Origin of the sequence: Paenirhodobacter ferrireducens (assembly GCF_004022265.1) — a bacterium.
GTDB lineage: Bacteria > Pseudomonadota > Alphaproteobacteria > Rhodobacterales > Rhodobacteraceae > Rhodobacter > Rhodobacter ferrireducens.
In genome coordinates this window covers 129,694-152,215 of the sequence record NZ_SAVB01000009.1, presented here as the reverse complement: position 1 = coordinate 152,215, position 22,522 = coordinate 129,694, and the positions used below count along the sequence as shown (strand labels likewise).

The following is a 22,522-nucleotide window of genomic DNA, read 5'->3' as shown; positions in this document are numbered from 1 at the left end:
CGGAGCATGGGAAAGAGGAATTTGCAGAGAGAGGGACGGCGGGGATCATGCGGAGGCTTCCTTCCGCGTGCCGGCGTCGACCCAAGACGCGGTCGGGACCTCGCCGCAAGTTTCGCGCTCGATGGATACCGCGAGCACGAGACTGTGGCGCCGCTTCCCGCTCAGGATTTCCGACAGGTAAGACCGGCTGATGCCGATCCTCTCGGCAAATGCCGCTCTGCTCTTCCCGGACTTTGATATGAATTCTGCCAGCATAAGTTCGTTCTCTCATGGCGAACATTGCTTGGTCAAGGCAGAAGTTCGATGCCAGCGAACTGTTCGCTTCCAGCCCGTCGCGACCGAGATCGAATTCCGGCATAGTGCCGGCATGGAGATTGATCTCAAATCAGCGCTCAAGCGGCGGGGGATGTCGCAGCAACAGCTTGCCGACGCCATCGATGTAAGCAAAGGCTACATCTCTGAAATCGCGAGCGGGAAAAAGCGCCCGTCAATCGAAACGCTCGAGCAGATCCTCGATGCTATCGACGCGGATATTGCAGAGATCATCCCCACCCGCCACGTTATCGCCGTCCCTGGCTACGTCGGCGCCGGTGCTGAGGTTTACCTCTCTGACCCATACCCTAAGGGCGAAGGGATGTATAAGGTTGCCTGCCCGCCGCAGATCACGCCACACAGCGTGGTCGCCGTCGAGGTGCGCGGCGAGAGCATGGAGCCGGTGTTTTCCGAAGGCGACCTGCTGTTCTACACCCGCAACGGCGACCACGGCGTGCCGAGCGAGGCGATCGGCCGCAAATGCGTGGCCGAGACCGAAGACGGCAAGGTCTGGGTCAAGCAGTTGAAGATTGGCACCGCACCCGGCCTGTTCAACCTGCTCTCGATCAACCCCGCAGCGACGAACATGCTCGATGTCCGAGTCAAGTGGGCCGCGCCGGTGCGCCTGCACCTGCCGAAAGAGTTCGTGAAGAGAGTTGAATGATGATCCCTGAACCGGAACCCTTGGATGCGCCAGAACCAACTGGACACGTCGGCGAGAGGCATAGCCCGGAAGCGCTGAATACCATCCCCGAAGCGCGATCCTGTATCGCCGATACAATCGCCTATTTCTCAGCCGCGGAAGCGAACATCAGGATTTTCTTGCTTGGTGTTTTTGGAGACGACATCAACGCGGCCGATGCGCTGATCGAAAAAGCGAGGTCAGATCAATTTATCGATGTCCTATTACCCGTAGCCGTCTCGGTTCGAGATCGGCCGGACATGAGGCAAGCGACAGCATCATTCAGAATGGCGCGATCGAAGGTCAAACGGTATCGAGACACATTCGCACATGGGGTCTTCGCAACCAGAAGTGACCTGCCTGACAGGATCCTGCTTATGCGTGCGGATCCGTATAGGGCTGAGCATCGTGACCTATTTTCCGCGCTGAGCAGTAGTCAGATTAGCCTGCAGAATCTGAACTTTCGTTTTCAAGCATGGACATCCACGGATTTCCAACGTGCAAGTGCCATGGCAGTCGCACTCTTGAATGCATCTCATGCGATGTCAGTATGCTTCTCGCGATCTCCCGAGGAAGTCGGCGCGTGGCGTACAGCACTAGAGCTCCAGGGGCTTCTGGAAGAGCCTCCTCATTCGGAGATCTATCGTCGAGGGCAGCAGTGATCTCGTCATAGATCGCCAAGGCGACCATTACCGCGACAGAACCACAGTCAACAGCATTCTCTGCGCCGAGGGTATCCTCCGACGGTGAAACTGATCCATTCTTCATTCCAACCTCCCCGGCTGCGCCCCGACCTGATATTGCCACCACCAGCGCGGTGTTGCGACTAGGCCGGTTTGGCCGAACGCCAGCTTAAGGATCTCCCCTCGCTGCCGCCAACCGGCGCCCTTCACGGCGTCAGCTGTCGGCAGTGATTCTCGCAGATCGATGGCAGTGCCGCAAGGCAGGGTTCGCCTATAGTGAACTTTCATCTTGACTGGATGTTCTCTATTTGCGAACCATTACCCATCACCCGCCGCTGACACCCACCCCGGGCCGATCGCGGGATCACCGATGGAGGATCACATGGGCAAGCCCAACCTGCACGTCTCTGACCTGCTGCTCGCGGCGCTGATCTGCGCCGGCAGCCTGGTCATCGCCCGCGCCGCGCTCGACACCGCGCTGGCGCTGCCGCAGCTTTCCGCCGGGGCGCTGGTCTGATGGTGCTGCCCGTCTCTCCCCTCGCCCGCCTGCTCGACCGGCTCACGCCGCTCGAGCCTGAGGACCGCGTCGACGCGATCGTCGAAGAGCTGATCGCGACTGGCGACAGCAGCCTCGGCCTCGCGGAGATCGACGGGGCGCCCGCGCAGATCATTCTGCACGGCGTCCATGCCGAGGGGCCGAACCTGACGACGACCTGCGCGCGCTGGATCGCCGCGGCGGTCGATGCCGCCCCGCTGGCCGAGGCCCGTGCGCGCCTTGCGTTGACCGGCTGATTGCACAGCGCGGGCGCCGGGACCTCCCCGCCGCCGCCCGCGCAGCCGCGACCCCGGCGGTGCCACCACTCACGATGACCACAGCTGCCGCCGGGGCAGTGATCCGGGCATGTCGCCCGGTGCGGGCGGGATTTCGCTCGACTGGCACCCGCCCGCCAACCCTCGAAAGGAACCATCCCCCATGACCGACCACGTCGACAGTTCGTCGATGATCGCACGGCCAACAATGCCGTGCGCCACCAGTATCGCACCCTGAGCGAGGCCGAGAAGCAGCAGATGCAGCGCATCAAGGATCTCGGCGCTGAGTTCATCGACGCGCTTCACGAGATCGGCGGCACTGCCCCGGCCGGTGAGGCCATGGGCTCGCGCGACCTCTCGCTCGCCAAGACCCACGCCGAGGACGCGGTGATGCGCGCCGTCCGGCACATCACCGCCTGATCACCAAAGACAGAAAGGACCGACCATGTTCGGAAAACTGAAAGAGCGCCTCAGCGGCGGCAGCAAGAAGCTCTCGGGCAAGACTGACCTGCTCGAAGGGATCTGCGCCATGGCCGCGCTGGTGGCGATGGCCGATGGCGAGATCGAGGACAGTGAGGTCGAAGCGACCCTCGCCGCGCTTCAGGCGCATGCGACGCTGGGCGGCGCATTCGCGGCCTCCGAGATCGAGCGCGCCCTCGACAAGCAGCTCGCCCGGGCGAAGGGCGGCATGGCCGGCAAGCTCGCCCTCAAGCGCGAGATCGAGGAAGCCAAGGCAAAGAACGCGACCGACGAGCTCGAAATGGCGCTGATGGTGGCGATCGACGTCGCCATGGCTGATGGCGAGATGGAACCGCAGGAGCGCGTCGTGCTCGAGGACCTCGCCAAGCGTCTCGGCTTCAGCCTGTCGAGCTATCTGTGATGGCCGCGACCGGTCGCTCGGCCATCCTGATCACCACCGCCGCGGCGATCGTCGTCGCCCAGGTGATCCTGCCCGCGACGTTGGACCTGATCGGCTCGATCTGCCTGCTGGCGCTCGGTGCCTACGGCGGGTGGTCCGCAGCGAAAGCAGCCGCCTGACCTTCCGGTGACCGGCCCCGCGCGGGCCGGCATCCAGAGAGCCAGAGGAGATCGCCATGAATGCGATGATGCAGCACGAAGAACTTCAGGTCAGCATGGCCAGCCTCACTGCCATGCCGCCGGTCGACACGGGCGGGCGGATCCCGGTCAAGAACACGCCGGCCGACGTCGCAGTCAGCGACCATTCCTACAGCATCACCGCCGACGAGCTGCGCCAGTTCATCGAGCGCTTCGAGCACCTCGCGGCCGAGAAGCAGGACATCGCCGAGCAGCAGAAGGACGTGATGGCCGAGGCCAAGGCGCGCGGCTACAACACCAAGGTGCTGAAGATCATCATCGCGATGCGCAAGCGTGACCGCGACGATCTGGCCCAGGAAGAGGCCACCCTCGACATCTACAAGGCCGCCTTGGGGATGGCCTGATGGAACAGCCCCACCACCCCGCCCACGTCAGCCTCGCCCCACTCCCCGAGGCGCTGCGCCCGCGGCACAACGATCCGCGCGCCGAAACGGCGCCACCTCGTGACGTCATCTCGCCCCCACGCCGTCCGCGCCGCCGCGCTCCGGTCCTGATCGTGGCGCTGCGCGAGCTGCTTGCGGAAGAGCGCCAATGAGCACGATCACTGCGGCTGCTGACCGCTATCTCAACTACTTACATGGTCTCGCGCATTCCGTCGCAGCACAAGCATCAGAAAATATGGTGAGGGCGCTGGTGGCAGAGCGCGACGCGGTGGTGAAGCGCGCCGAGAAAGCTGAGGCCGAGGTCGCGCGATTGCGGGCGCAGGCTGAACCGATGGCGTGGCTCTGTGAAGACCAGACTTTCAAGGGGGAATACCACTTCGAGCGAAAGGCGGAGAGGGCCGCATTTTTCGAGAGCGAGGGGGACTGGGCGGTGACGCCGCTCTACGCCTCCGTCACCACCTGCCCGGAGACCGAGGTGCGCGCCTATGTGGCCACCGCCCGCGCGGCCCTCACCGAAATCGCCAGGATCAGCGGCGGTCCGATCCGCCGCATCGCGCTCGATGCACTCGACAAGATGGAGAAAAACTGATGGGAAAGCATGAGCAGATCACGATCACTCGCCCTCTGTGGGTCCGGGTGTCCGATGTCGCGCATTGGTTCGGGATTTCGCGGGCGACGGTCTACAGAGCCGCGGCGCGGGGCGAGATCACCATCCACCGGCAGCGCGGCAGCCGCGTGAACGCGGATGAGATGGATGCCTGGCTTCGGGGGGAGCCGCCTTCCAGCGCGTCGTGAGTGTGGGGCTAGATGTGGGGCCAATCAGCCCCACAAATCAAAAACAAAAACAATATCAATACACTAGGTTGACATTGTGGTGCCGACGGAGGGACTTGAACCCCCGACCCTCGACTTACAAGATCGCCGCTCTACCAACTGAGCTACGCCGGCACGCGGCCCTCGATACAGGGCGCGGCCCGATCGCGCAAGCCTCAGCGCCGGCGCAGGTTCGCCCGCGCCAGCACCACCACAGCGGCCAGCCCCACGGCGCTGACCAGCAGTGCGGGCGGCGCCGCGTCGCCGAGGTTCTCGAGGCTCGCCTTCTCGTGCACCCGCGTCGCCAGCGTCTCGTAGTTGAACGGGCGCAACAGCATCGTCGCCGGCAGCTCCTTCACGCAATCGACGAAGACCAGAAGCAGCGCCGATCCGATCGAGCCCTTCATCAGCGGCAGATAGACCGCGCGCAGCACGCCCCCCGCACTGCGGCCAAGCGAGCGCGCGGCCATCGGCAGCGAGGGCGGGATCCGGCCGAAGGCGGTCTCGGCCGAGCCCTCGGCCAGCGCGAAGAAGCGCACGACATAGGCCAGCACGATCGCGGTGGCCGAGCCGGTGAGGATCAGCCCCGGGTCATGGCCGGTCAGCGCCGCGATGGTATCGGCGATGCGGTGGTCGAGCGCCGCAAGCGGCAGCAGGATCCCCACCGCCAGCACCGCGCCGGGCGCCGCATAGCCCAGCACCGTGACCGGCAGCACCAGCCGCGGCAGCCGCCGCCCCGAGAGCCGCACGCCGTAGACGAGGAACAGCGCCGCCGCGACGGTCAGAACCGCCGCCGCGCCCCCCGTCGCCAGCGTGTGCCAGAAGGCGCGGGCAAGGCCGCGCCCGCCCCAGGCCTCGGGATGGGCGGCGGCCTGCGCGCCGAGCACCGCCACCGGCAGCACGAAGCCCGCGGCGAAGGGGATCGTGCAGGCCACCGTCGCCGCAAGCCCCGCAAGCCCCGGCAGCCGCGTCGCGATCACCGGGCGCGTGCCGCGCGCCGACTGGTAATGCCGTGCCCGCCGCCGCCCCGCCGCCTCGAGCGCGACGAGCAGCAGCACGACGCCGAGGATGACGCAGGCAATCTGCGCCGCCCCGCCCGCATTGCCGGCCTCGAGCCAGGTGGTGAAGATGCCGGTGGTCAGAGTCTGCACCCCGAAGTAGTCGACGACGCCGAAATCGGCCACGGTCTCCATCATCGCGATCGCCGCACCGGCGGCGATCGCCGGGCGCGCGAGCGGCAGGCCGACCCGCCAAAAGAGCGCCCAAGGCCCCGCGCCAAGTGCCCGCGCCACCTCGTAGCTCGCCCCCGACTGCTCTCGGAAGGCGGAGCGGGTCAGCAGGTAGGTATAGGGGTAAAGCGCCGCCGCAAGGACCAGCGTCGCCGCCCCGCGCGAGCGCACCTCGGGGAACCAGTAGTCGCGCGCCGTGGCCCAGCCCATGGCAGCGCGCAGCCCCGACTGCACCGGGCCGGAATAGTCGAGGAAATCGACCAGCGCATAGGCGCCGACATAGGCCGGCACCGCGAGCGGCAGCAGCAGCAGCCACTCGAGCAGCCGGCTGCCCGGGAAGCGATACATCACGACGAGCCAGGCCGCCCCCGTCCCCGCCGCGGCCGAAAGCGCCGCCACCCCGCCCGCGAGCGCCGCCGTATTCGCCAGATAGCGCGGCAGGGTCGAGGCCAGCATGTGCGGCCAGATGTTCTCGGTCGGGTTGAGCGCGATCCAGATCACCGCGACGAGCGGCGCGGCAATCAGCGCCGCAATCGCCAGCGCGCCCGCCGACCACAGGCCCGAGCCCGCCTGGCGCAGCGCGCCCGCCGCCGCGGGCCCTGCCGCGCAATTCCGAGTGTTCTTATCAGATTCCATGCGCTTCCTTATCCCAGAAGCGGTTTGCCTGTCCAGAAATCCGCAGCTATTCTCGCCGCCGAGCAGCAAAGGACAATTCCATGCAGGTCGTCTTTCACCTCGGCGCGCATTCCACCGACGAGGACCGGCTGATCACCACATTGGCGGCAAACCACGATGCCCTGGCCCGGGTCGGCGCGGTGGTGCCGGCACCGCGCGCCTATCGCGGCGCGCTGCGCGACGCGCTGATCGCGCTAAAGGGCCAGCCCGCCGATCCCGAGACCCAGGCGAGCCTGCTCGCCACCTGTCTGGGCGATGCCGCCCCCGAGGGCAGCCGGCTGATCTTCAGCCACCCGAACTTTCTCGGCCTTTACGACCGGGCGGTGACCGAGGCGGGGTTCTACGCCTCGGCCCCGGCCAAGCTCGAGCCGCTGGCGAATCTCTTTCCCGATGCGCAGGCCGAGTTCCACCTTGGCCTGATCAACCCCGCGACACTGGTCGCGGCGCTGGTCGCCCGCGCGCCCGAACGCAGCTACGACGACTTCATGGCGGGGCAGACGCCGGAAAGCCTCCACTGGGCGCCCGTCGTGCGCGAGATGGTCGCCGCCGCGCGCGGGCTGCGCTTTGTCGTGTGGTGCAACGAGGACCAGCCGCTGATCTTCCCCGAGGTGCTGCGCAGCCTTGGCGGCATCCCCGCCGGCGTGCCGCTGGTGGGCGAGGACAGCCTGCTCGAAGAGATCATGACGCACGAGGGAATGACGCGGCTGCGCGGCTATCTCGCACAGCACCCGCCGCAGTCGGTGGCGCAGCGGCGCAAGGTGGTCAGCGCCTTCCTCGACAAGTTCGTCCGTCCCGAGACGCTCGAGGTCGAGCTGTCGCTGCCGGGCTGGACCGAGGATCTGGTGGCGCAGATCACCCGCGGCTACGAGGCCGACGTGGCCGAAATCGCGGCGATGGAAGGCGTGACCTTCATCGCCCCCTGACCCCCGGCACCGGGCGGCCCCTCCCGCGCGGGAAGGGCCGGCCCGCATCCGTGCCCCGGTCAGGCCATGCCGAGCGCGGCCTTGTAGATGTCGAGGATCGCTTCCTCTTCAGCCAGATCATCGCGGTCGCGTTTGCGCATCGCGATGATCTTCTTCATCACCTTGGTGTCGTAGCCGCGCGCCTTCGCCTCGGACATCACGTCCTTCTGCTGTTCGGCGATATCCTTCTTCTCGGCTTCGAGATGCTCGAATTGCTCGATGAACTGGCGCAGTTCGTCGGCGGTCACATTATAGGCGGCATCATTCATGGCTCTGCTCCTGCTCGTCCTGCTCGGTCAGTGCGTCCTGACTAGCCCGCCGGCCCCCGCGCTTCAAGCGCCCGAAGGCACCCACCGGCCGGCCTTTGCTTGCCAAGCGCCGCCCACCGGGCTAGGCCGGTGGGAAAACGCGGGAGGAAGCAATGGACTATCTGATCTGGCCGGGCGCGATCATCGTCCTGGCGGGCCTTGCCGGCATCGTCTGGAGCGTGCTGACCGTTGGGCGCGCCCGCCGCGCAGGGCTCAGCGACGCCGCGCTGCGCGAGAGACTGCAACATGCGGTGCTGCTGAACATCGGCGCGCTGCTGGTCTCGGCGCTCGGGCTGATGATGGTGGTGGTGGGCGTGATCCTGCGCTGAGGCGCGGGCTCAGCCGTCAAGCTCGCCAAAGCGCCGGCCGTTGCGGATCAGCACATCGAGCAGCGTGACCGGTTCGGGCGCGCCTTCGTTCAGGAGCGCGCGCAGCCGCTTGCGCAGCGCGAGCAGCCCCATCCGGTCCGCCTGGAACAGCGGCCCGCCGCGGTGGCGCGGAAAGCCCGTCGCGGCGATCGCCACAAGGTCGACATCGCCTGCGCGATGCGCCGCGCCGGCCTGCAATGCCGCCGCCCCCGCACCGGCGATCTCGGCCAGCACCCGCGCCACGATCTCGGCCGCGCCAAGCCGGCGCACGGCGCCCCCGGCCTCGACCCGCAAGGCCTCGAGCACGGGCGCCTCGTCCGGCCAGGGCGCGGGCGGCTTGCCCGCCTCGTAAAGCCAGACGCCGCGCCCCGCGGCGCGGCCGGTGCGCCCCTCGAGCCCGAGCCAGGCGAGATAGGCGCCGCCGCTCCGCCCGGCCGCGGCAAGAAGCCCCTGCCCCGCCGCGAGCCCGATCCGGTCGAGCCGGGCGAAGGGCCCCTCGGCAAAGCCCCAGCCGGTCAGCGCCGCATCGACCACGGCCGGTGCCGCGCCGGCCATCACCGCGCGCTCGGCCGCCGCCAGAAACGCCGCCTCGAGCTGCCCCCCGAGCCCCCGCGCATGAACCACCGCACCGCCCTCGGCACGCAGCACCGCCGCGAGCCGGTGCAGCGCCGCCCCCGGCTCGGGCGCCGCCGCCCAGATCTCGGTCAGGCCCGGCCAGCGGGTGAAGGACAGCTCCGCCCCCGCCCCGCCGCCCTCGAGCGCCAGCACAACGCCTGCCGGCAGCGCCGCGCGCAGCCGCGCAAGCTCGCCCGCGCCCGGGGCCGCGAGGATCACGTCGGCGGGGCCAAAGGCTTCGGGCGCGGCCACCGGCTCGAGCCGGTCCCAATCGGCGTCACGCTTGGCGGCATTGACCCGGCCGGCCTGCAGCGCCGCCTCCTGCGCCTCGGCGATCAGCCGCACCGAGGCCTCGATCCGTGCCGGATCGGTGGCGCCGAGCTGCACCCTGAGCCCGCGCCCGAGCAGGGCGAGCGCCAGCCGGTCGGGCTGGTTCCAGAGCGCGACCGAGCCGACCCGCGCGACCTCGCCCACGACCGGCGCGCCGGCGATCTGCGCCGCCGCCCGCCGCGCCGCGGCGACATGGCGCAGCGCCGCCGAAAGCTCGGCACCGGCGAGGTCGGCATAGGCCACCGCCTCGAACTCGAGCGCCTCAGACAGCGGCAGGAGCGCTGCCGCCTCGATCACCTCGGCGGCGCGGGCGAAGACGGCAGCCAGCGGCCCCTCGGGCAGCCGCGCCCGCGCCGCCTCGAGCCCGTCGAGATAGCGTACCGGGTCCTCGACCGAACCCTCGCGCGGCGGCAGCGGCGCGGCGCCGCTGTCGGCCACCCGCAATGCCTCGGTCAGCGCGGCGGATTCGACCGCCCCCTCCGAGGCCACGGCATCGCACAGCCCGGCCCGCATCGCCGCCTGCGCATCAAGCCCCCGCCCGGCGGTCACGAAATCAAGTGCCGCAGCCGCCCCGGCCCGACGCGCGAGACGCACCAGCCCGCCGGCCGCGGGAATCAGCCCCATCCCGGCCTCGGGCGCGGCGAAACGGGTTCCCGACAGCGCCATGCGCAGCCCGGAGGCCTGGGCAAGCGCCAGCCCGCCGCCGGCAATCGTGCCGGTCAGCACCGCGACCACCGGCACCCGCGCCGTGGCGATCCGGTTTGCCAGCACGCCCAGCGTCGGCACTCCCGCGGTTTCGGCATAGTCCTCCGCGGCATCGGCCGCCACCGGCCAGCCGCCATCTCCGGCGCGCAAGACGATCGCGCGCAGATCGGGGTCCTGATCGCAGGCGGCCAGCGCCCCGGCCAGGGCCACACGCAGCCCCGCGTCGAAGCCCGCGCCCGCCGGCGCCTCGGCCGCCCCCGCCAGAGTGATGAGCGCCACGCCCTCGCGCCGCTGCAGCCTTGCCCGTTTCGTCATCGCCCGTCCGCTCCGCCGTTTCGCAGAGTTTACGGACAAGCCCTGCGCCTGCAAGGAAAAACCGTCCTTTTCCAGAGACTTGAACGCCAAGCCCCGCTCAGGCAGCGGTTTTGCGCTTCGGCGCGTGATTGCGACAGAAGGGGGTTGCCGGCAACAGATCGAGCCGTTCTTCCGAGATCTTCTCGCCACAGACGGTGCAATAGCCGTATTCGCCCTCGGCCATCCGCCGCTCGGCCGCCTCGATCATCCGCATCTCGTCCTGCGCCGAGACACCCAAGCCCCGCAGCACCTCGTCGGTCTCGTGCCAGGTCGCCTGTTCGGCCCAGTCCTTCTCGCCCTCGCTCTCCTCGAGGTCGTCGGAAATCTGGTCGACGCGCGCCAGAAGGAGCGCCTTGCGGGCTTCGAGTTCCGCCCGCCGGGTATCGAGGGATTTCATGGCTTTCTCCTCTGTTTCCGGTGTATTGTGGCCGGAAGTGTAAAAAGTGGCCTTGATGCAGGTCAATCCTGTCGGTTGGAAGGGATGAAGATGACGCGCACGATCGGTGCCTTGCTGGCGGCGGGGATCTCGCGCCGCTTCGGAGCCGAAGACAAGCTGCTTGCCCCCTTTCGTGGCCGACCGCTTGCCACCCATGCCGCCCACGCCCTGCTGGCGGTTCCGGTTGACGAACGGGTCGCGGTGATCTCCTCTCCCGCGCTGCGCCCGCTGCTGGCCGATTACGAAATCGTCGAGGTCGCACCGGGATGCCAGCAGTCGGACAGCCTGCGCGCCGCGATCGACCATGCCGAGGCGGTCGGCGCCGAGCTGCTGCTGATCGTGCTCGCTGACATGCCGCGGGTGCCGCCGTCGCTGATGCGTCAGGTGCTGGAACATGCCGCGGCCGACCGCCCGGCCTCGGCCTGGGCCGGCAGCCATGGCGCGCCGCCGGTCTGCCTGCCGGCCTCGATGTTCGACGAGCTGCGTGCGCTTGATGGCGACCGTGGCGCGGGCAGCCTGCTGCGCGGCGCGCCCGGCGTGGTGCGGGTGCCTTGCATGCCGCATCTGCTGGCTGATATCGACACGCCCGAGGATCTGGCCCGCCTGCAATAGGCCTAGCGGCGGTGGCGCTCGACCCCGTCGGTCCAGACCCGCGCGATGTTCGGCCGGCTTGCCCCGTGCAGGATCTTTTCCAGCAGCCGCTCGCCCGTCTGGCCAAAGACCCGGATCGTGCCGTCGCGCGCCGTGGTGTCGACCGCCATCGCGTCGAACTTCAGCCCCGGCATGAAGGCGCCCACCGGCAGGCCAAGCGCCTCGGCCCCGCCGCGGGTGGCCAGATGGAAGGCCGTGCGCATGTCGACGCGGGACGGCCCCGCGCCGCGCTCAGAGGGCGGCCGATCGGCATCGACGCCCCCCTCGCGCATCCGCGACGCGGCAACCGCCATCCGCGCCGCCTCGAAGATCGAGGGTGCGGGCCCGCCCGAGATGTCGGTGCCGAGCCCCACCCGCAACCCGCTCTCGAGCGCCCTGCGCAGCGGGAAGACGGCATTGGCGAAATAGGCGTTCGACAGCGGGCAATGCGCAACGCCCGCGCCACGCTCGCGCAGCAGATCCATGTCCGAGGGCGACAGATGCGTCGCATGGGCAAAGACCGAATGCGCCGGCATCAGGCCGAAATGGACCAGCGTCTCGGCATCCGAGCGGCCCATGCGGGTGCGCACGAAGCCATGTTCCCAATCGCTTTCGGACACATGCGACTGCACCCGCACCCCGGTTTCCGCGGCAAGCCGGCCCAGCCCCTCGAGGCAGGCATCGGTACACGACGGCACGAAGCGCGGGGTGATCGCGGCGGCGACCAGCCCGGCATTGTCCGGCAGCGCGGCGATATGGGCGATCACCGCGCGGCTGCCGTCGACCGCCGCCTCGGCCGAGGCGTCGCGGTAGAACTCGGGGCAGGTCTCGGGATGATCCATCGCCACCTTGCCGATCACCGCGCGCTGGCCGAGTTCAAGGCAGATCTCGGCCAACCGGTTCGTCGCCGGCACATGGATCGTGGCGAAATGCAGCGCCGAGGTGGTGCCGAGCGCCAGCATGTCGGCGATCAGCGCGCGATAGACCGTCTCGGCGAAATCCAGATCGGCAAAGCGCGCCTCGAGCGGGAAGGTGTATTCGTTCAACCAGTCCTCGAGCGGCAGGTCGAGCGCGGTGCCGAGCTGCGCATATTGCGGCGCGTGCACATGCAGGTCGACAAAACCCGGCAACAGCACCTGCCCCGCGGGCAGGCGCTCGGCGTCGGGCGCATGGCCGCCCGGTTCGACCGACAGGATCGTGCCGTCCGCGTCGAGGGTGAAGAGCGCGTCCCTCAGTTCCTCCAGCTCGCCCGAGCGGGGGGCATGGAAGGCATCGGCGATCAGCCGGCGCAGGCGCATCGCTCAGGCCGCCTTCGGGCCAAGGCTGGTGCCGTAAAGGCAGTTCTTCTCCTTCAGCCAGCGCCGATAGGCGATCGAGGAGGCATCGGCGCGGGTCGGCGTCTCGGCCCGCGGTTCGAGCGGCAACAGCACCGGGCGCTGGTTCTCGAGGATGATCTTGTCTTGCAGGAAGATCACCTGCTGGAAGGCGATCAGGTCCTGCGTCGTGCCCGTGTCATCGAGCAGGAACATCACCGGATGCGCGATCGAGACGCCGGGCTCGACCGGCTGCACGAAGAGGCAGATCACATCCCATCGCGTCGCCGAATTCGGGCAGGTCTTGTAGAGCAGCACGGTGAAGGGCGTGGTGACGCGATAGATGTAATCGGTGCGGATCGCCCCGGTCGCGGCCAGCGCCGCCTTCGGCTGGGTGAAGACGCAATCCGTCGCCCAGACCTCGTCCACGTCGCGGCGGATCTCGCAGCGGTATTTCTCGACCTCGGTCAGCGGTTCCGAGCCGAGGATGTCGGTGTGCACGAAGGGGAAATGCGCCATGTCGAGGAAGTTCTCGATCACCCGCGGCGCCGAGGCGCGCACCGGGATCGCGCCGCAGGGCACATAGCGGCGGTCGCGCTCGTCGGCCTCGGCGATCTCCGGCACCTCGCCCGCGGGCGTGCCGGTCGTCGTCCACAGATAGCCATAGCGCTCGCGCAGCGGCAGTTCCGCCTCGTCCATCCGCACCGTCAGCAGGTCACCGCGTTTCGTCACCACGAGGTCATGGCCCAGAAGCCGGGTGCCATGAGCGCCCTGCGGCATGTCCTGAATGCAGCCAAGGCAGAACCACTGGTCGTTGCTGCCATCCGTCACTTCGGGAACAAGAGCGTTCATCATCCTCTCCTCAGGCATAGATCCGCGCCATGGTCTGGCCATGTTCGGCAAGGGCGGCCTCGATGTCGAGCCGGGAGAAGCCCCGCCGCTCGATCACCGGGACACCGTTGATGAAGGAATAATCGACCGCGAAGGGACCGCACATGACGAGCGCGGCAAGCGGATCGCGCTGCGTGCCGGCAAGGCCGAGCTGGTCGCGGCGCACCGCGATCACGTCGGCGGCCTTGCCCGGCGCGAGCTGGCCGATGTCGTCACGGCCAAGCAGCTTCGCCCCGCCCCGCGTCGCCATCCACAGCGCCTCGCGCGCCGAGAGCGCCGCCGGCGTTCCGCCGAAACCGCCGCGCCCGCCGGGCTTGGCCGACAGGTATCTCGCCGGGGCGACGCGCTGCAGATACTGGGCCATGCGCGCCTCCTGGAACATGTTCGAGGTGTCGTTCGAGGCCGAACCGTCGACGCCGAGCCCCACCGTCACCCCGGCATCGAGCATCTCGCGCGCCCGCATGATGCCAAGGCCGCAACGCATGTGGGCCGAGGGGCAGAAGGTGGCGCCGGTGCCGGTCTCGGCAAACAGCCGGATCTCGGCATCGTCGAGGAAGATCGCATGCGCGAACCAGACATCAGGGCCGAGCCAGCCGACGCTTTCGGCATAGCCGACCGAGCGCATGCCATAGATCTCGTGGCAATAGAGCTCTTCGTCGAGCACTTCGGCGATGTGGGAATGCAGATGCACCCCCCGGTGCGACCGCGCCAGCTCGGCCGCCTCGCGCATCAGCCCGGGCGTCACCGAGAAGGCCGAGCAGGGCGCCAGAACGATGCGCGTCATCGCCCCCTCGCTCATGTCGTGATAGCGGTGGATCAGCCGCTCGGCGTCGCGCAGGATGTCCTCTTCCGCCTCGACGCAGCTGTCGGGCGGCAGGCCGCCCTTGCTTTCGCCGCGCGACATCGCACCCCGCGCCGCGTGAAAGCGCATCCCCATCTCCTGCGCGACACGGATCGGCGTGTCGAGGGTGCAGTCGTTGGGCATGATATACTGGTGATCCGACGAGGTGGTGCAGCCCGAGGCGATCAGCTCGGCCATCGCCATGCGCGCGGCGATCTCCATCGCCCGGTCGTCGATCCGCGCCCAGATCGGATAGAGCGTCTTCAGCCAGTCGAAGAGCGGATCGTCCTGCACCATCACCCGGGTCAGGTTCTGATAGAAATGGTGGTGGGTGTTCACCATCCCCGGCATCACGACGTGATTGCTCAGGTCGATCACCCGGTCGGCCGCGACATCCGCGAAGTCGGCCATCGGCCCGACCGCGGCGATGCGAGGCCCGTCGATCAGAAGCCCCGCATCGGTCAGCTCGCGCCCGGCCGGGCCGCCCGCATCGTCGAAGGTCGCAAGGACCGAGATGTTCTTCAGCAGGGTCTTCATCGCACGTCCCGGAAATAGGGCTCGGTCAGGCCTTCGGGCGCAGCCATCAGCCGGCGCATCCGCTGCCAGGCGAGCACCGGCACGATCATCAGCGCGATGGTGCCAAGGTAAGGCAGCATCGACAGGATCGAGGCGGCGACCGGCCAGTTCCGCGCCTGCCCGACAAAGCCGAGTGCGGTGACGAAGCCGAAAAGCAGCGCCGCAAGCACCGCGTTCACCGGCCGGAAGCCCGCAAAGATCACCAGCGCGACGGCGATCCAGCCGCGGCCCGAGACCACGCCTTCGGACCAGCTCGGCACGAAGGCAAGCGTCAGATAGGCCCCTGCCCCGGCCGCCAGCGCCGCGCCAAGCGCGGTGTACCAGAAGCGGAACTTCATCACCGGGATGCCTGCGGCATCGGCGGCGGCCGGGTTCTCGCCCACGGCGCGCATGTTCAGCCCGTGGCGGGTGTGGAACATCAGCCAGTGCAGCACCACCGGCAACACCAGAAAGATGATGTAGACGAGGATGTTGTGGCTGAAGAAGGCGCGCCCGACGAAGGGCAGGTCCGACAGGAACCCAAGGTCGAGCGGGCGGAAGGTGGCGGGCGACGGGCTGCCCGAGACGGGCTTGCCCAGCGTCGCCGCCATGCCGGTGCCGATATAGGTCAGTGCGAGCCCGCTCAGCACCTGATTGGCGCGGATCACCACGGTGGCGAAGGCATAGACCATGCCGACGCCCAGCCCGACGAGCAGCGCCGCGCCAAAGCCGAGCCAGGGATGGGGCGAGGCGACGACGGTGGTGATCGCGGTCATCGCGCCCAGTGCCATCAGCCCCTCGACACCGAGGTTGACGACGCCCACGCGCTCGGCCAGCACCTCGCCAAGCGCGGCCAACGCCAGCACCCCGCCGGCGAGGAAGGCGGTCTGGATCAGCCCTGCGAGAATATCCATCTCACGCTCCCTTCGCGAGTTTGACGATGCGGTATTTCGCGGCCTCGTCGCCGATTGCGGCATAGAGCAGGATCAGCCCGGTCAGCGCGAGCACGGTGTGGGTGGTCAGCCCCTGGGTCTGCAAGATGATGCCGCCGTTCAGGATCGTGGCCATCAGGAAGGCGGTGGCGATGGTGCCAAGCGGCGCGGCCCGGGCCAGCACCGCGACCATGATGCCGAGATAGCCGTAATTGTTCGAGATCCCGCCCTGCAGCCGGCCGACGGTGCCCGCGACCTCCATCATCCCGCCGAGCCCGGCGATGGCGCCCGAAAGCAGCATCACCGCGATCAGATGGCGCCGCACCGGCATGCCGGCATAGCGCGCCGCCCCCGGGTTCGAGCCGCCGATCCGCACCTCATAGCCCCAGCGGGTGAAGGCAAAGACCGCGGCCAGCCCCACGGCGAGGATCAGCGCGACCGGCAGCCCCCAATGCACGATGCCCCAGAATTCCGGCACCGCGACCGGCAGCCGCGCGGTGGTGGCCAGCGCATGCCCCGACGGGTCGAGCCACGGCCCGGTCGAGACCCAATAGACCAGCAGCAGCGCGACGAAGTTCAGCAGCAGCGTGGTAATGAGCTCGGACACGCCCGCATAGGCCCGCGCGAGCGTCGGCATCAGGATCCAGGCGGCTCCCGCCAGCGCCCCCGCGACCGCCATCGCCGGCAGCAGCGCCCAGTCCGGCCCCGGCACGAAGAGCGCGATCCCGGTCGCGGCAAAGGCGCCCAGATTGAACTGCCCCTCGGCGCCGATGTTCCACGCCCCGATCCGCAGCGCCACCGCCACAGCCAGCCCGCAATACAGGAGCGGCGTGAACAGAAGCGCCAGATCCTCGAGCCCGAAGCTCGAGCCGAAGGTCGATTTCAGCACCCGGCCAGCCAGCGCCAGCGGCTCCATGCCGACGAGTTTCAGCACCAGCCCCGCGGTCAGCAGTGCCAGCACCACCGAGGCGATGCGCGCCGCGAAGGCGACCGAGGGTTTCGCGACCGGCAGGCGTTGCAGACGATAGCTCATGCCGCGCGCCTCCCGCCCATCATCAGGCCGATCGCCTCGATATCCGCGCCCTCGGCAGGCACGACGCCCATGATCTCGCCATGAAACATCACGGCGATCCGGTCAGCGAGGGTCAACAGTTCCTCCAGTTCCTCGGACACCAGAACCACGGCGACGCCGGCGTCGCGCAGCTCGGTGAAATAGCGCATCATCGTGTTGATCGCGCCGACGTCGAGCCCGCGCGAGGGATAGGCCGCGACCAGCACCTTCGAGGCGATGCGCATCTCGCGCCGCGCCACAAGGCGCTGCTGGTTGCCCCCCGAGAGGTTGCGCGCCGGCATCTCGAAGCTCGGCACCATGACCTCGGCAGCGGCGGCGATCTCGCGCGCAAGCCGCGTCGCGCGCCAGGGCCGGAACAGCGGCCCGAGCGACAGCGGCGGTTTCGCGTATTCGCGCAGAACCGCGTTGTCGGTGATCGAGAGCGCCGGCGCCATGCCGGCGTGCAGCCGGTCCTCGGGGATATGGCCCACGCCCTGCGCCGCGATCCTGCGCGCGCCGGCACGGGTGACATCGGCGCCCTCCAGCCACACCCGGCCGGTCGTCGGCACCGCAAGCCCGGTCATCACCTGCGTCAGCTCGCGCTGACCATTGCCCGCGACCCCGGCGATGCCGAGGATCTCGCCCGCGCGCAGCTCGAGCGAGACGTTCTTGAGCAGTGTCACGCCCTCGGACATCAGGCTGACGCCCTCGAGCGCCAGCACCGACGCGCCGATGCGGCCCCGCTCGGTGCCGCGCATGTCGCTCAGCACGATCTCGCGGCCGACCATCTGCTGTGCGAGGCTCGTCTCGGTGCAGGCGTCGGTCCAGTCGGTCGCCACCTTGCGCCCCTGACGCAGGATGGTGACGCGATGCGCGATCTCCAGCACCTCGTCGAGCTTGTGACTGATGAAGATCACCGCATTGCCCTCGGCCACGAAGGCGCGCAGGGCGGCGAAAAGCTCGCGCGCCTCGGCAGGCGTCAGCACCGCCGTCGGCTCGTCGAGGATCAGCACCCGCGCCTTGCGGGCCAGCACCCGCAGGATCTCGACGCGCTGCTGCTCGCCGGTCGACAGCTCGGCCACCCGCGCCGCCGGATCGACGGCGAGACCGAGCCGCGCCGACAGCTCGGCCGTGCGCGTCTCGAGCGCGACGCGCGAGATCCGCCTTGGCGTCTCGCTCCAGCCCAGATGGATGTTCTCGGCCACGGTGAAGGCGCGCACCAGCTTGAAATGCTGGTGCACCATGCCGATGCCCGCGGCGATCGCATCGACCGGCGAGGCAAAGCTGACCGCGCGGCCGCCGACGATGATCTCGCCCTCGTCGGGCTGATAGATGCCCGTCAGGATGTTCATCAGCGTCGACTTGCCGGCGCCGTTCTCGCCCAGAAGCGCGTGGATCTCGCCCGGGAAGACGTCGAGATCGACATCGGCATTGGCGATCACGCCCGGAAAGACCTTGCCAACCCCGCGCAGCGAGACAAGCGGCGGCGTCCCGGGCACCAGCCCGAGACGCGACTGGATCGAAGGCGCTGCCATCGCCGCCTCAGGCGTCGAGGCCCGAGACGCCCTCGATCGACCAGTCCCAGTGATAGAGCTCTTCCTCGGTCATCTTCTGGCCTGCGGCGACCTTGATGGTGCCTTTCGAGTCCTTGATCTCGCCGACGAAGGGGCTCCAGCCCTCCTGCATCATCTTCGTGCGCGCGGCATCGGCCTTGGCGGCGACCTCGGGCGGCACCGTCTCGCCCCAGGCGTCGCGGTCGACGCCCTGCCCCATCGGCAGCAGCCCGTAGGTCGGCGTCCATTCGCCCGCAAGGCGGCGGCGCACCTGCTCGACGTAGAAGGGTTTGAAGTCGACCATGATCGAGGTGATGTAGGCCTTCGGGCCATAGCGGCGCAGATCGGTGTTCCACATCACCGCCTTCGCGCCCCGCGCCTCGGCAACCTGCAGATAGCCGGCCTCGTCCATGATCCCGAAGAGCACGTCGCAGCCATTGTCGAGAAGCGCGGTGCCGGCCTGGGTCGCCGCCTGCGGGTCGAACCAGGAGTTGATGACGATGCACTGCACGGTCGCGGCCGGGTTCACCGTGCGCGCGCCCATCAGGAAGGCGTTGGTGCCAGAATAGACCGAGGGCACCGGGAAGGAGGCGACATAGCCGAGCTTGCCGGTCTTCGACATCGCACCGGCGGCGATGCCCGCAACATAGGACGGATACCAGTGCTGCACGTAATAGGTGCCGAGGTTGTCCATGTGGGTGCGGCCGTCGCATTCGTAGAAGGCGACCTCGGGGGCGCGCCTGGCGACGTCATAGAGGAAATCGCCATAGTTCGAGGTGGCGAAGACCATGTTCGCCCCGTCGGCGACGAACTGGCGGAAGATGCGTGTGGCGTCTGCCGAATAGGGGACCGACTCGACGAAGGAGGTGCGGATGCCCGGGAAGGCCGCCTCGACCGCCTTCATCCCCTGGTCATGCGCCCAGGTCCAGCCCTCGTCCGAGACCGGGCCGGTGTGGCCGAAGGCGATCATCGCATCCTTGACGTCGACGGGGGCGAGCGGCGCCTCGGCAAAGGCGGGGCGCACGAGCCCGGTTTTCGGCAGCAGCAGGCCCGCGCCCGCGGCCGCGCCCATGTTCAGAAAGCCGCGGCGGGAAAGAGACTTGATAGAGATCATGAGGAGGCTCCCAGTGTCGGTCTGCGGCTCCGCTCTTGCCGGCGGAGGTCCGTTTCATCGGTTCTGTCGTGGCGGGGCGGCAAGACCGCGCACCGTTTGCATCTGCAGCGTGCCCCGATTCCAGCCGTTCTGGATAGCGCCAAATCCGAGACCTCAACGTTGCGCAAAACGCAACACTTGACGGGCCGGCCCGGGCTGGTCTTACTGACCCCGGACCGGCACCGGAGCGACGCCCCCCACCGTGCGTCCGGGCCCCGGCCAGACCAGTTTCCATCGCCTCAAAGGCCTGCCATGCCTGCTTCCCGGCGCCCTGCATCGCGCGCGACATTCACCTTCTTCGGGCAGATCCGCCCGGACAGCTTCGCCGAATTCGCCGCCCATCGCGCCGCGCGGCTGTCGATCGCGCTCGACACCATTGCAGTTGATGCAACGGCCGCACGGCTGCGTGTCGCCGGCGCTCCGGATCTGGTCGACGCCTTCGAGATGGCCTTGAGCCTCGGCCCGGCGGATTGCCTGGTGCGCGAGGTGGAGCGCAATGACAACGACTGAACGACCAACAGCGAGGATCGAAGAATGACTGGGACGCAATGGGTGCCGCTTGCGCTGGCCCGCGACATCGCGCCGGGCACCTCGGCGGGAACCATGGTGGAGGACGCCGAGATCGTGGTCTGGCGCGACACCGACGGGCGCGCCCATGCCTGGGAAGACCGCTGCCCGCACCGCGGCATGAAGCTGAGCTTCGGCTTCGTGCGCGGCGACCATATCGCCTGCCTCTATCATGGCTGGGAATTCGACGAGGGCGGCATCTGCCGCAAGATCCCCGCTCACCCCGATCTGGAGGTCCCGGGTTCGATCTGTGCGGCGCGCTATGGCTGCACCGAGACCGGCGGCATGATCTGGGCGGCGCTGCCGCTGGGCACCGATCCGATCGAAGTCCCTGCCCTGCCCGATGCGGTCCCGGTGCGCTCGATCACCCTCGAGGCCGGGTTGATCACCGTCGCAGACATGCTGCTGAACGAGGAAAACGCGGTGATCGAGGGGGCGCTGGCAACGCTCGACTGCGCGCACGGCCCGCTCGCCATTGGTGTGCAGCCGATCCGCCCCGGCACCGTCGCACTGCACATCACCACCCGCCCCGGCGCCTCGGCCGAGACCCTGCTGGCGATCTGTGACTGGGCGGAAACCCTGCGCCGCGCCGCCGAGAAGGAGATCGCCGCATGAGCGCACCGCTTCTGCACAATTACGACCTCGACGAGGATTGCTATCGCGCCCGGCTGGTCGCCGCCTGCACCGGGGTCGCGCTCGATCTGCGCAATGTCGACATGTTCCCGGGCGCCGAACACCGCTCGGATGCCTACATGCGACTGAACCCGCTCGGCACGCTGCCGATCCTTCAGGACGAGACGCTGGTGCTGACCCAGCCCGAGGCGATCCTGCGCCGGCTCGCGGCACTCGATCCCGAGCGGCGGCTGCTGCCCGAGGACGAGGTGATTGCCGCGCGGATCGACGACTGGCTCGCCTTCTGGGCCCAGCATCTCGCCGTGGCGAAGGCCGCGCGCGAGATTGCGCTGATGGCAACACCCGGCGACCTTGCCGCGCTCTCGGCGCGCACCGCCCGGATGCTGCGGGTGATGGAAGACCACATGACGCATCAGACGATCCGCGGCCTTGGCTTCTTCGCCGGGCCCGAGCTGACGCTGGCCGATCTGGCGCTGTTCCCGGCCTTCGCGCTCAGCCGCGACCACGGGCTCGACCACGATGCCTTCCCGGCGCTGCGGCTCTGGGCGCGGCGGGTGCGGCTGACCCCGGGCTTCATCACCATGCCGGGCATTCCGGATTATCACTGAGGGCACAGATGGACCTGCACCGGCTCGGGCTGATCTCCTCGCGCACGCATCACTTCATGCTGGTGGCGCGGCTCGGCTCGATCCGGCAGGCGGCGCTCGCGCTGAACGTCGCCCCCTCCTCGGTCAGCCGCACCATCAAGCAGCTGGAGGAGGACATCGGCACGCCGCTGTTCGAGCGCCAGAAGCAGCGGCTGAAGCTGACCTCGGCGGGCGAGCTTCTGCATTACCACCTGCGCCAGTCCGACCGCGAGCTGACCCGCGCGGTGACCGAGATCGGCGATCTTCAGGGGCTGCGGCGCGGCACCGTGACACTTGCGGTGATCGAGAGTGCGGCGCGCGCGCTGGTGCCCGACGTGCTCGCCGCCTTCTGGATCCGCCATCCCGAGATCTCGGTCGACGTGCATGTCTGCGGCTCGCAGGAGGCGGTGGATCTGGTGACGCAGGGCGAGGCCGACATCGCCATCGCCTTCGACATGCGCCTGCCGCGCGGCGCGCGCCGGATCACCGCGGTGCAGCTGCCGCTTGGGGTGATGGTCGCCCCCGGCACCCGGCTGACGCAGCAGAAGGGGCCGTTGCGCTCCTATGACCTGGCGGGCGAGCGGGTGATCCTGTCGGACCATTCGCTCACCCTCGACAGCTCGATCGAACAGGTGCTCTCGGGCAGCTTCGTCGAATTCTCGCGCCGGGCGCGGACAAACTCGATCGGGCTGATGATCGACCTGGCCAAGCGCGGCCTCGGCACGGTGTTGCAGACCCAGCTCGGCGTGCAGGCCGAGATCGCGCGCGGCGAGCTGGTGTTCATCCCGCTCTCCGATTCGCGCCTCAGCGCGCGGCGTCTGTCGCTCATTGCGCGGCCGAAGGGCGAGGCCTCGGAGGCGGCCGAGGCGCTTGGCTCCTCGCTCGGCCTCGCGCTCGAGCGACTGGCCTGACACCTGTTGCACCTTAAGCAACGACTGGTTCGAAAATCACCGTCTTTTCGGAACACCGGAAAGCTGGTTGGCTGAGCGGGAAGAC

30 protein-coding genes and 1 tRNA gene are annotated in these 22,522 nt (G+C 68.7%); 18 read left to right on the top strand and 13 right to left on the bottom strand.

Going from position 1 to position 22,522, the window contains the following annotated elements; translation table 11 throughout:
- Positions 1 to 45: 45 nt before the first annotated feature.
- On the bottom strand, positions 46 to 255 hold the full coding sequence (locus tag EOW65_RS20430; protein ID WP_128148703.1) for a helix-turn-helix transcriptional regulator: 210 nt from the start codon (positions 253 to 255) through the stop codon (positions 46 to 48).
- Between EOW65_RS20430 and EOW65_RS09120 the strand changes: the two genes are divergently transcribed.
- The 11 genes from EOW65_RS09120 to EOW65_RS09080 all read left to right on the top strand — a co-directional run bounded on the left by EOW65_RS09120 (position 191) and on the right by EOW65_RS09080 (position 4,781).
- Entirely contained in the window at positions 191 to 976 is a 786-nt protein-coding gene (locus EOW65_RS09120; protein ID WP_128148701.1) for an XRE family transcriptional regulator, read from the top strand. The genes EOW65_RS20430 and EOW65_RS09120 overlap by 65 nt on opposite strands.
- Positions 973 to 1,656: a hypothetical protein gene (locus tag EOW65_RS09115; protein ID WP_128148699.1), complete on the top strand. Its 684-nt coding sequence runs from the start codon at positions 973 to 975 to the stop codon at positions 1,654 to 1,656. The genes EOW65_RS09120 and EOW65_RS09115 overlap by 4 nt, the downstream gene beginning before the upstream one ends.
- 403 nt (positions 1,657 to 2,059) lie before the next feature.
- Complete coding sequence (locus EOW65_RS20375; RefSeq protein ID WP_276319599.1) at positions 2,060 to 2,194, top strand: hypothetical protein; 135 nt, start codon at positions 2,060 to 2,062, stop codon at positions 2,192 to 2,194.
- On the top strand, positions 2,194 to 2,469 hold the full coding sequence (locus EOW65_RS09110; protein ID WP_128148697.1) for a hypothetical protein: 276 nt from the start codon (positions 2,194 to 2,196) through the stop codon (positions 2,467 to 2,469). Before EOW65_RS20375 ends, EOW65_RS09110 begins: the two co-directional genes overlap by 1 nt.
- 231 nt (positions 2,470 to 2,700) lie before the next feature.
- Entirely contained in the window at positions 2,701 to 2,907 is a 207-nt protein-coding gene (locus EOW65_RS09105) for an Acb2/Tad1 domain-containing protein (protein WP_206364043.1), read from the top strand.
- Between the two features lie 25 nt (positions 2,908 to 2,932).
- The gene (locus EOW65_RS09100) at positions 2,933 to 3,367 is read left to right on the top strand and encodes a tellurite resistance TerB family protein (RefSeq protein ID WP_128148693.1); all 435 of its coding nucleotides are present in this window, start codon (positions 2,933 to 2,935) and stop codon (positions 3,365 to 3,367) included.
- Positions 3,367 to 3,525, top strand: coding sequence for a hypothetical protein (locus tag EOW65_RS19955; protein ID WP_164880048.1), 159 nt, complete (start codon positions 3,367 to 3,369; stop codon positions 3,523 to 3,525). Before EOW65_RS09100 ends, EOW65_RS19955 begins: the two co-directional genes overlap by 1 nt.
- Positions 3,526 to 3,581: 56 nt before the next feature.
- Positions 3,582 to 3,947: a DUF2312 domain-containing protein gene (locus EOW65_RS09095; protein ID WP_164880047.1), complete on the top strand. Its 366-nt coding sequence runs from the start codon at positions 3,582 to 3,584 to the stop codon at positions 3,945 to 3,947.
- Positions 3,947 to 4,138 (top strand): hypothetical protein, encoded by a 192-nt coding sequence (locus EOW65_RS09090; protein WP_128148691.1) that lies wholly within the window; start codon positions 3,947 to 3,949, stop codon positions 4,136 to 4,138. The genes EOW65_RS09095 and EOW65_RS09090 overlap by 1 nt, the downstream gene beginning before the upstream one ends.
- The gene (locus EOW65_RS09085) at positions 4,135 to 4,575 is read left to right on the top strand and encodes a hypothetical protein (protein WP_128148690.1); all 441 of its coding nucleotides are present in this window, start codon (positions 4,135 to 4,137) and stop codon (positions 4,573 to 4,575) included. Before EOW65_RS09090 ends, EOW65_RS09085 begins: the two co-directional genes overlap by 4 nt.
- Positions 4,575 to 4,781: a helix-turn-helix domain-containing protein gene (locus tag EOW65_RS09080; protein WP_128148688.1), complete on the top strand. Its 207-nt coding sequence runs from the start codon at positions 4,575 to 4,577 to the stop codon at positions 4,779 to 4,781. Before EOW65_RS09085 ends, EOW65_RS09080 begins: the two co-directional genes overlap by 1 nt.
- Before the next feature lie 77 nt (positions 4,782 to 4,858).
- Here the strand turns inward: EOW65_RS09080 and EOW65_RS09075 are convergent.
- Together EOW65_RS09075 and EOW65_RS09070 are read right to left on the bottom strand one after the other, a co-directional pair.
- A tRNA-Thr gene (locus tag EOW65_RS09075) sits at positions 4,859 to 4,934 on the bottom strand.
- Positions 4,935 to 4,975: 41 nt separating this feature from the next.
- Positions 4,976 to 6,664 (bottom strand): ABC transporter permease, encoded by a 1,689-nt coding sequence (locus EOW65_RS09070; RefSeq protein ID WP_128148686.1) that lies wholly within the window; start codon positions 6,662 to 6,664, stop codon positions 4,976 to 4,978.
- Positions 6,665 to 6,744: 80 nt separating this feature from the next.
- Between EOW65_RS09070 and EOW65_RS09065 the strand changes: the two genes are divergently transcribed.
- Entirely contained in the window at positions 6,745 to 7,626 is an 882-nt protein-coding gene (locus tag EOW65_RS09065; RefSeq protein WP_128148684.1) for a hypothetical protein, read from the top strand.
- Between the two features lie 59 nt (positions 7,627 to 7,685).
- On the opposite strand, the gene EOW65_RS09060 is transcribed toward EOW65_RS09065, so the two are convergent.
- Positions 7,686 to 7,934, bottom strand: a complete 249-nt coding sequence (locus tag EOW65_RS09060) for a DUF2312 domain-containing protein (protein ID WP_113900967.1) — start codon at positions 7,932 to 7,934, stop codon at positions 7,686 to 7,688.
- 152 nt (positions 7,935 to 8,086) lie between these two features.
- Here EOW65_RS09060 and EOW65_RS09055 point away from each other — a divergent pair, with 152 nt between their 5' ends.
- Positions 8,087 to 8,302, top strand: coding sequence for a hypothetical protein (locus EOW65_RS09055; RefSeq protein WP_128148682.1), 216 nt, complete (start codon positions 8,087 to 8,089; stop codon positions 8,300 to 8,302).
- 9 nt (positions 8,303 to 8,311) lie between these two features.
- Here the strand turns inward: EOW65_RS09055 and EOW65_RS09050 are convergent, their stop codons facing one another.
- Complete coding sequence (locus EOW65_RS09050; RefSeq protein ID WP_128148680.1) at positions 8,312 to 10,306, bottom strand: enoyl-CoA hydratase/isomerase family protein; 1,995 nt, start codon at positions 10,304 to 10,306, stop codon at positions 8,312 to 8,314.
- A 97-nt stretch (positions 10,307 to 10,403) separates the two neighbouring features.
- Positions 10,404 to 10,742, bottom strand: a complete 339-nt coding sequence (locus tag EOW65_RS09045; RefSeq protein WP_128148678.1) for a TraR/DksA family transcriptional regulator — start codon at positions 10,740 to 10,742, stop codon at positions 10,404 to 10,406.
- A 90-nt stretch (positions 10,743 to 10,832) separates the two neighbouring features.
- Between EOW65_RS09045 and EOW65_RS09040 the strand changes: the two genes are divergently transcribed.
- Positions 10,833 to 11,393, top strand: a complete 561-nt coding sequence (locus tag EOW65_RS09040; RefSeq protein ID WP_164880046.1) for a nucleotidyltransferase family protein — start codon at positions 10,833 to 10,835, stop codon at positions 11,391 to 11,393.
- Positions 11,394 to 11,395: 2 nt separating this feature from the next.
- On the opposite strand, the gene EOW65_RS09035 is transcribed toward EOW65_RS09040, so the two are convergent.
- The 7 genes from EOW65_RS09035 to EOW65_RS09005 are packed head-to-tail and all read right to left on the bottom strand — an operon-like array spanning position 11,396 to position 19,661.
- Entirely contained in the window at positions 11,396 to 12,709 is a 1,314-nt protein-coding gene (locus EOW65_RS09035; protein WP_128148675.1) for an amidohydrolase family protein, read from the bottom strand.
- 3 nt (positions 12,710 to 12,712) lie between these two features.
- Positions 12,713 to 13,576: an aromatic ring-hydroxylating dioxygenase subunit alpha gene (locus EOW65_RS09030; protein WP_240664599.1), complete on the bottom strand. Its 864-nt coding sequence runs from the start codon at positions 13,574 to 13,576 to the stop codon at positions 12,713 to 12,715.
- Between the two features lie 10 nt (positions 13,577 to 13,586).
- On the bottom strand, positions 13,587 to 14,993 hold the full coding sequence (locus EOW65_RS09025; protein ID WP_128148671.1) for an 8-oxoguanine deaminase: 1,407 nt from the start codon (positions 14,991 to 14,993) through the stop codon (positions 13,587 to 13,589).
- Positions 14,990 to 15,925: an ABC transporter permease gene (locus EOW65_RS09020; protein WP_128148669.1), complete on the bottom strand. Its 936-nt coding sequence runs from the start codon at positions 15,923 to 15,925 to the stop codon at positions 14,990 to 14,992. The genes EOW65_RS09025 and EOW65_RS09020 overlap by 4 nt, the downstream gene beginning before the upstream one ends.
- Position 15,926: 1 nt before the next feature.
- Entirely contained in the window at positions 15,927 to 16,976 is a 1,050-nt protein-coding gene (locus tag EOW65_RS20120; protein WP_206364041.1) for an ABC transporter permease, read from the bottom strand.
- Positions 16,973 to 18,529 (bottom strand): ABC transporter ATP-binding protein, encoded by a 1,557-nt coding sequence (locus EOW65_RS09010; protein ID WP_128148665.1) that lies wholly within the window; start codon positions 18,527 to 18,529, stop codon positions 16,973 to 16,975. The genes EOW65_RS20120 and EOW65_RS09010 overlap by 4 nt, the downstream gene beginning before the upstream one ends.
- A gap of 7 nt (positions 18,530 to 18,536) precedes the next feature.
- Entirely contained in the window at positions 18,537 to 19,661 is a 1,125-nt protein-coding gene (locus tag EOW65_RS09005) for a BMP family ABC transporter substrate-binding protein (RefSeq protein WP_128148663.1), read from the bottom strand.
- A 291-nt stretch (positions 19,662 to 19,952) separates the two neighbouring features.
- Here EOW65_RS09005 and EOW65_RS09000 point away from each other — a divergent pair, with 291 nt between their 5' ends.
- From EOW65_RS09000 to EOW65_RS08985, 4 genes are read left to right on the top strand one after another with little or no spacing between them, the layout of a single operon-like run.
- The gene (locus EOW65_RS09000) at positions 19,953 to 20,210 is read left to right on the top strand and encodes a hypothetical protein (RefSeq protein WP_206364040.1); all 258 of its coding nucleotides are present in this window, start codon (positions 19,953 to 19,955) and stop codon (positions 20,208 to 20,210) included.
- Between the two features lie 24 nt (positions 20,211 to 20,234).
- Entirely contained in the window at positions 20,235 to 20,882 is a 648-nt protein-coding gene (locus tag EOW65_RS08995; protein WP_128148661.1) for a Rieske (2Fe-2S) protein, read from the top strand.
- Positions 20,879 to 21,508, top strand: a complete 630-nt coding sequence (locus tag EOW65_RS08990; RefSeq protein WP_128148659.1) for a glutathione S-transferase family protein — start codon at positions 20,879 to 20,881, stop codon at positions 21,506 to 21,508. Before EOW65_RS08995 ends, EOW65_RS08990 begins: the two co-directional genes overlap by 4 nt.
- A gap of 8 nt (positions 21,509 to 21,516) precedes the next feature.
- On the top strand, positions 21,517 to 22,437 hold the full coding sequence (locus tag EOW65_RS08985) for a LysR family transcriptional regulator (RefSeq protein WP_128148657.1): 921 nt from the start codon (positions 21,517 to 21,519) through the stop codon (positions 22,435 to 22,437).
- Positions 22,438 to 22,522: the final 85 nt, after the last annotated feature.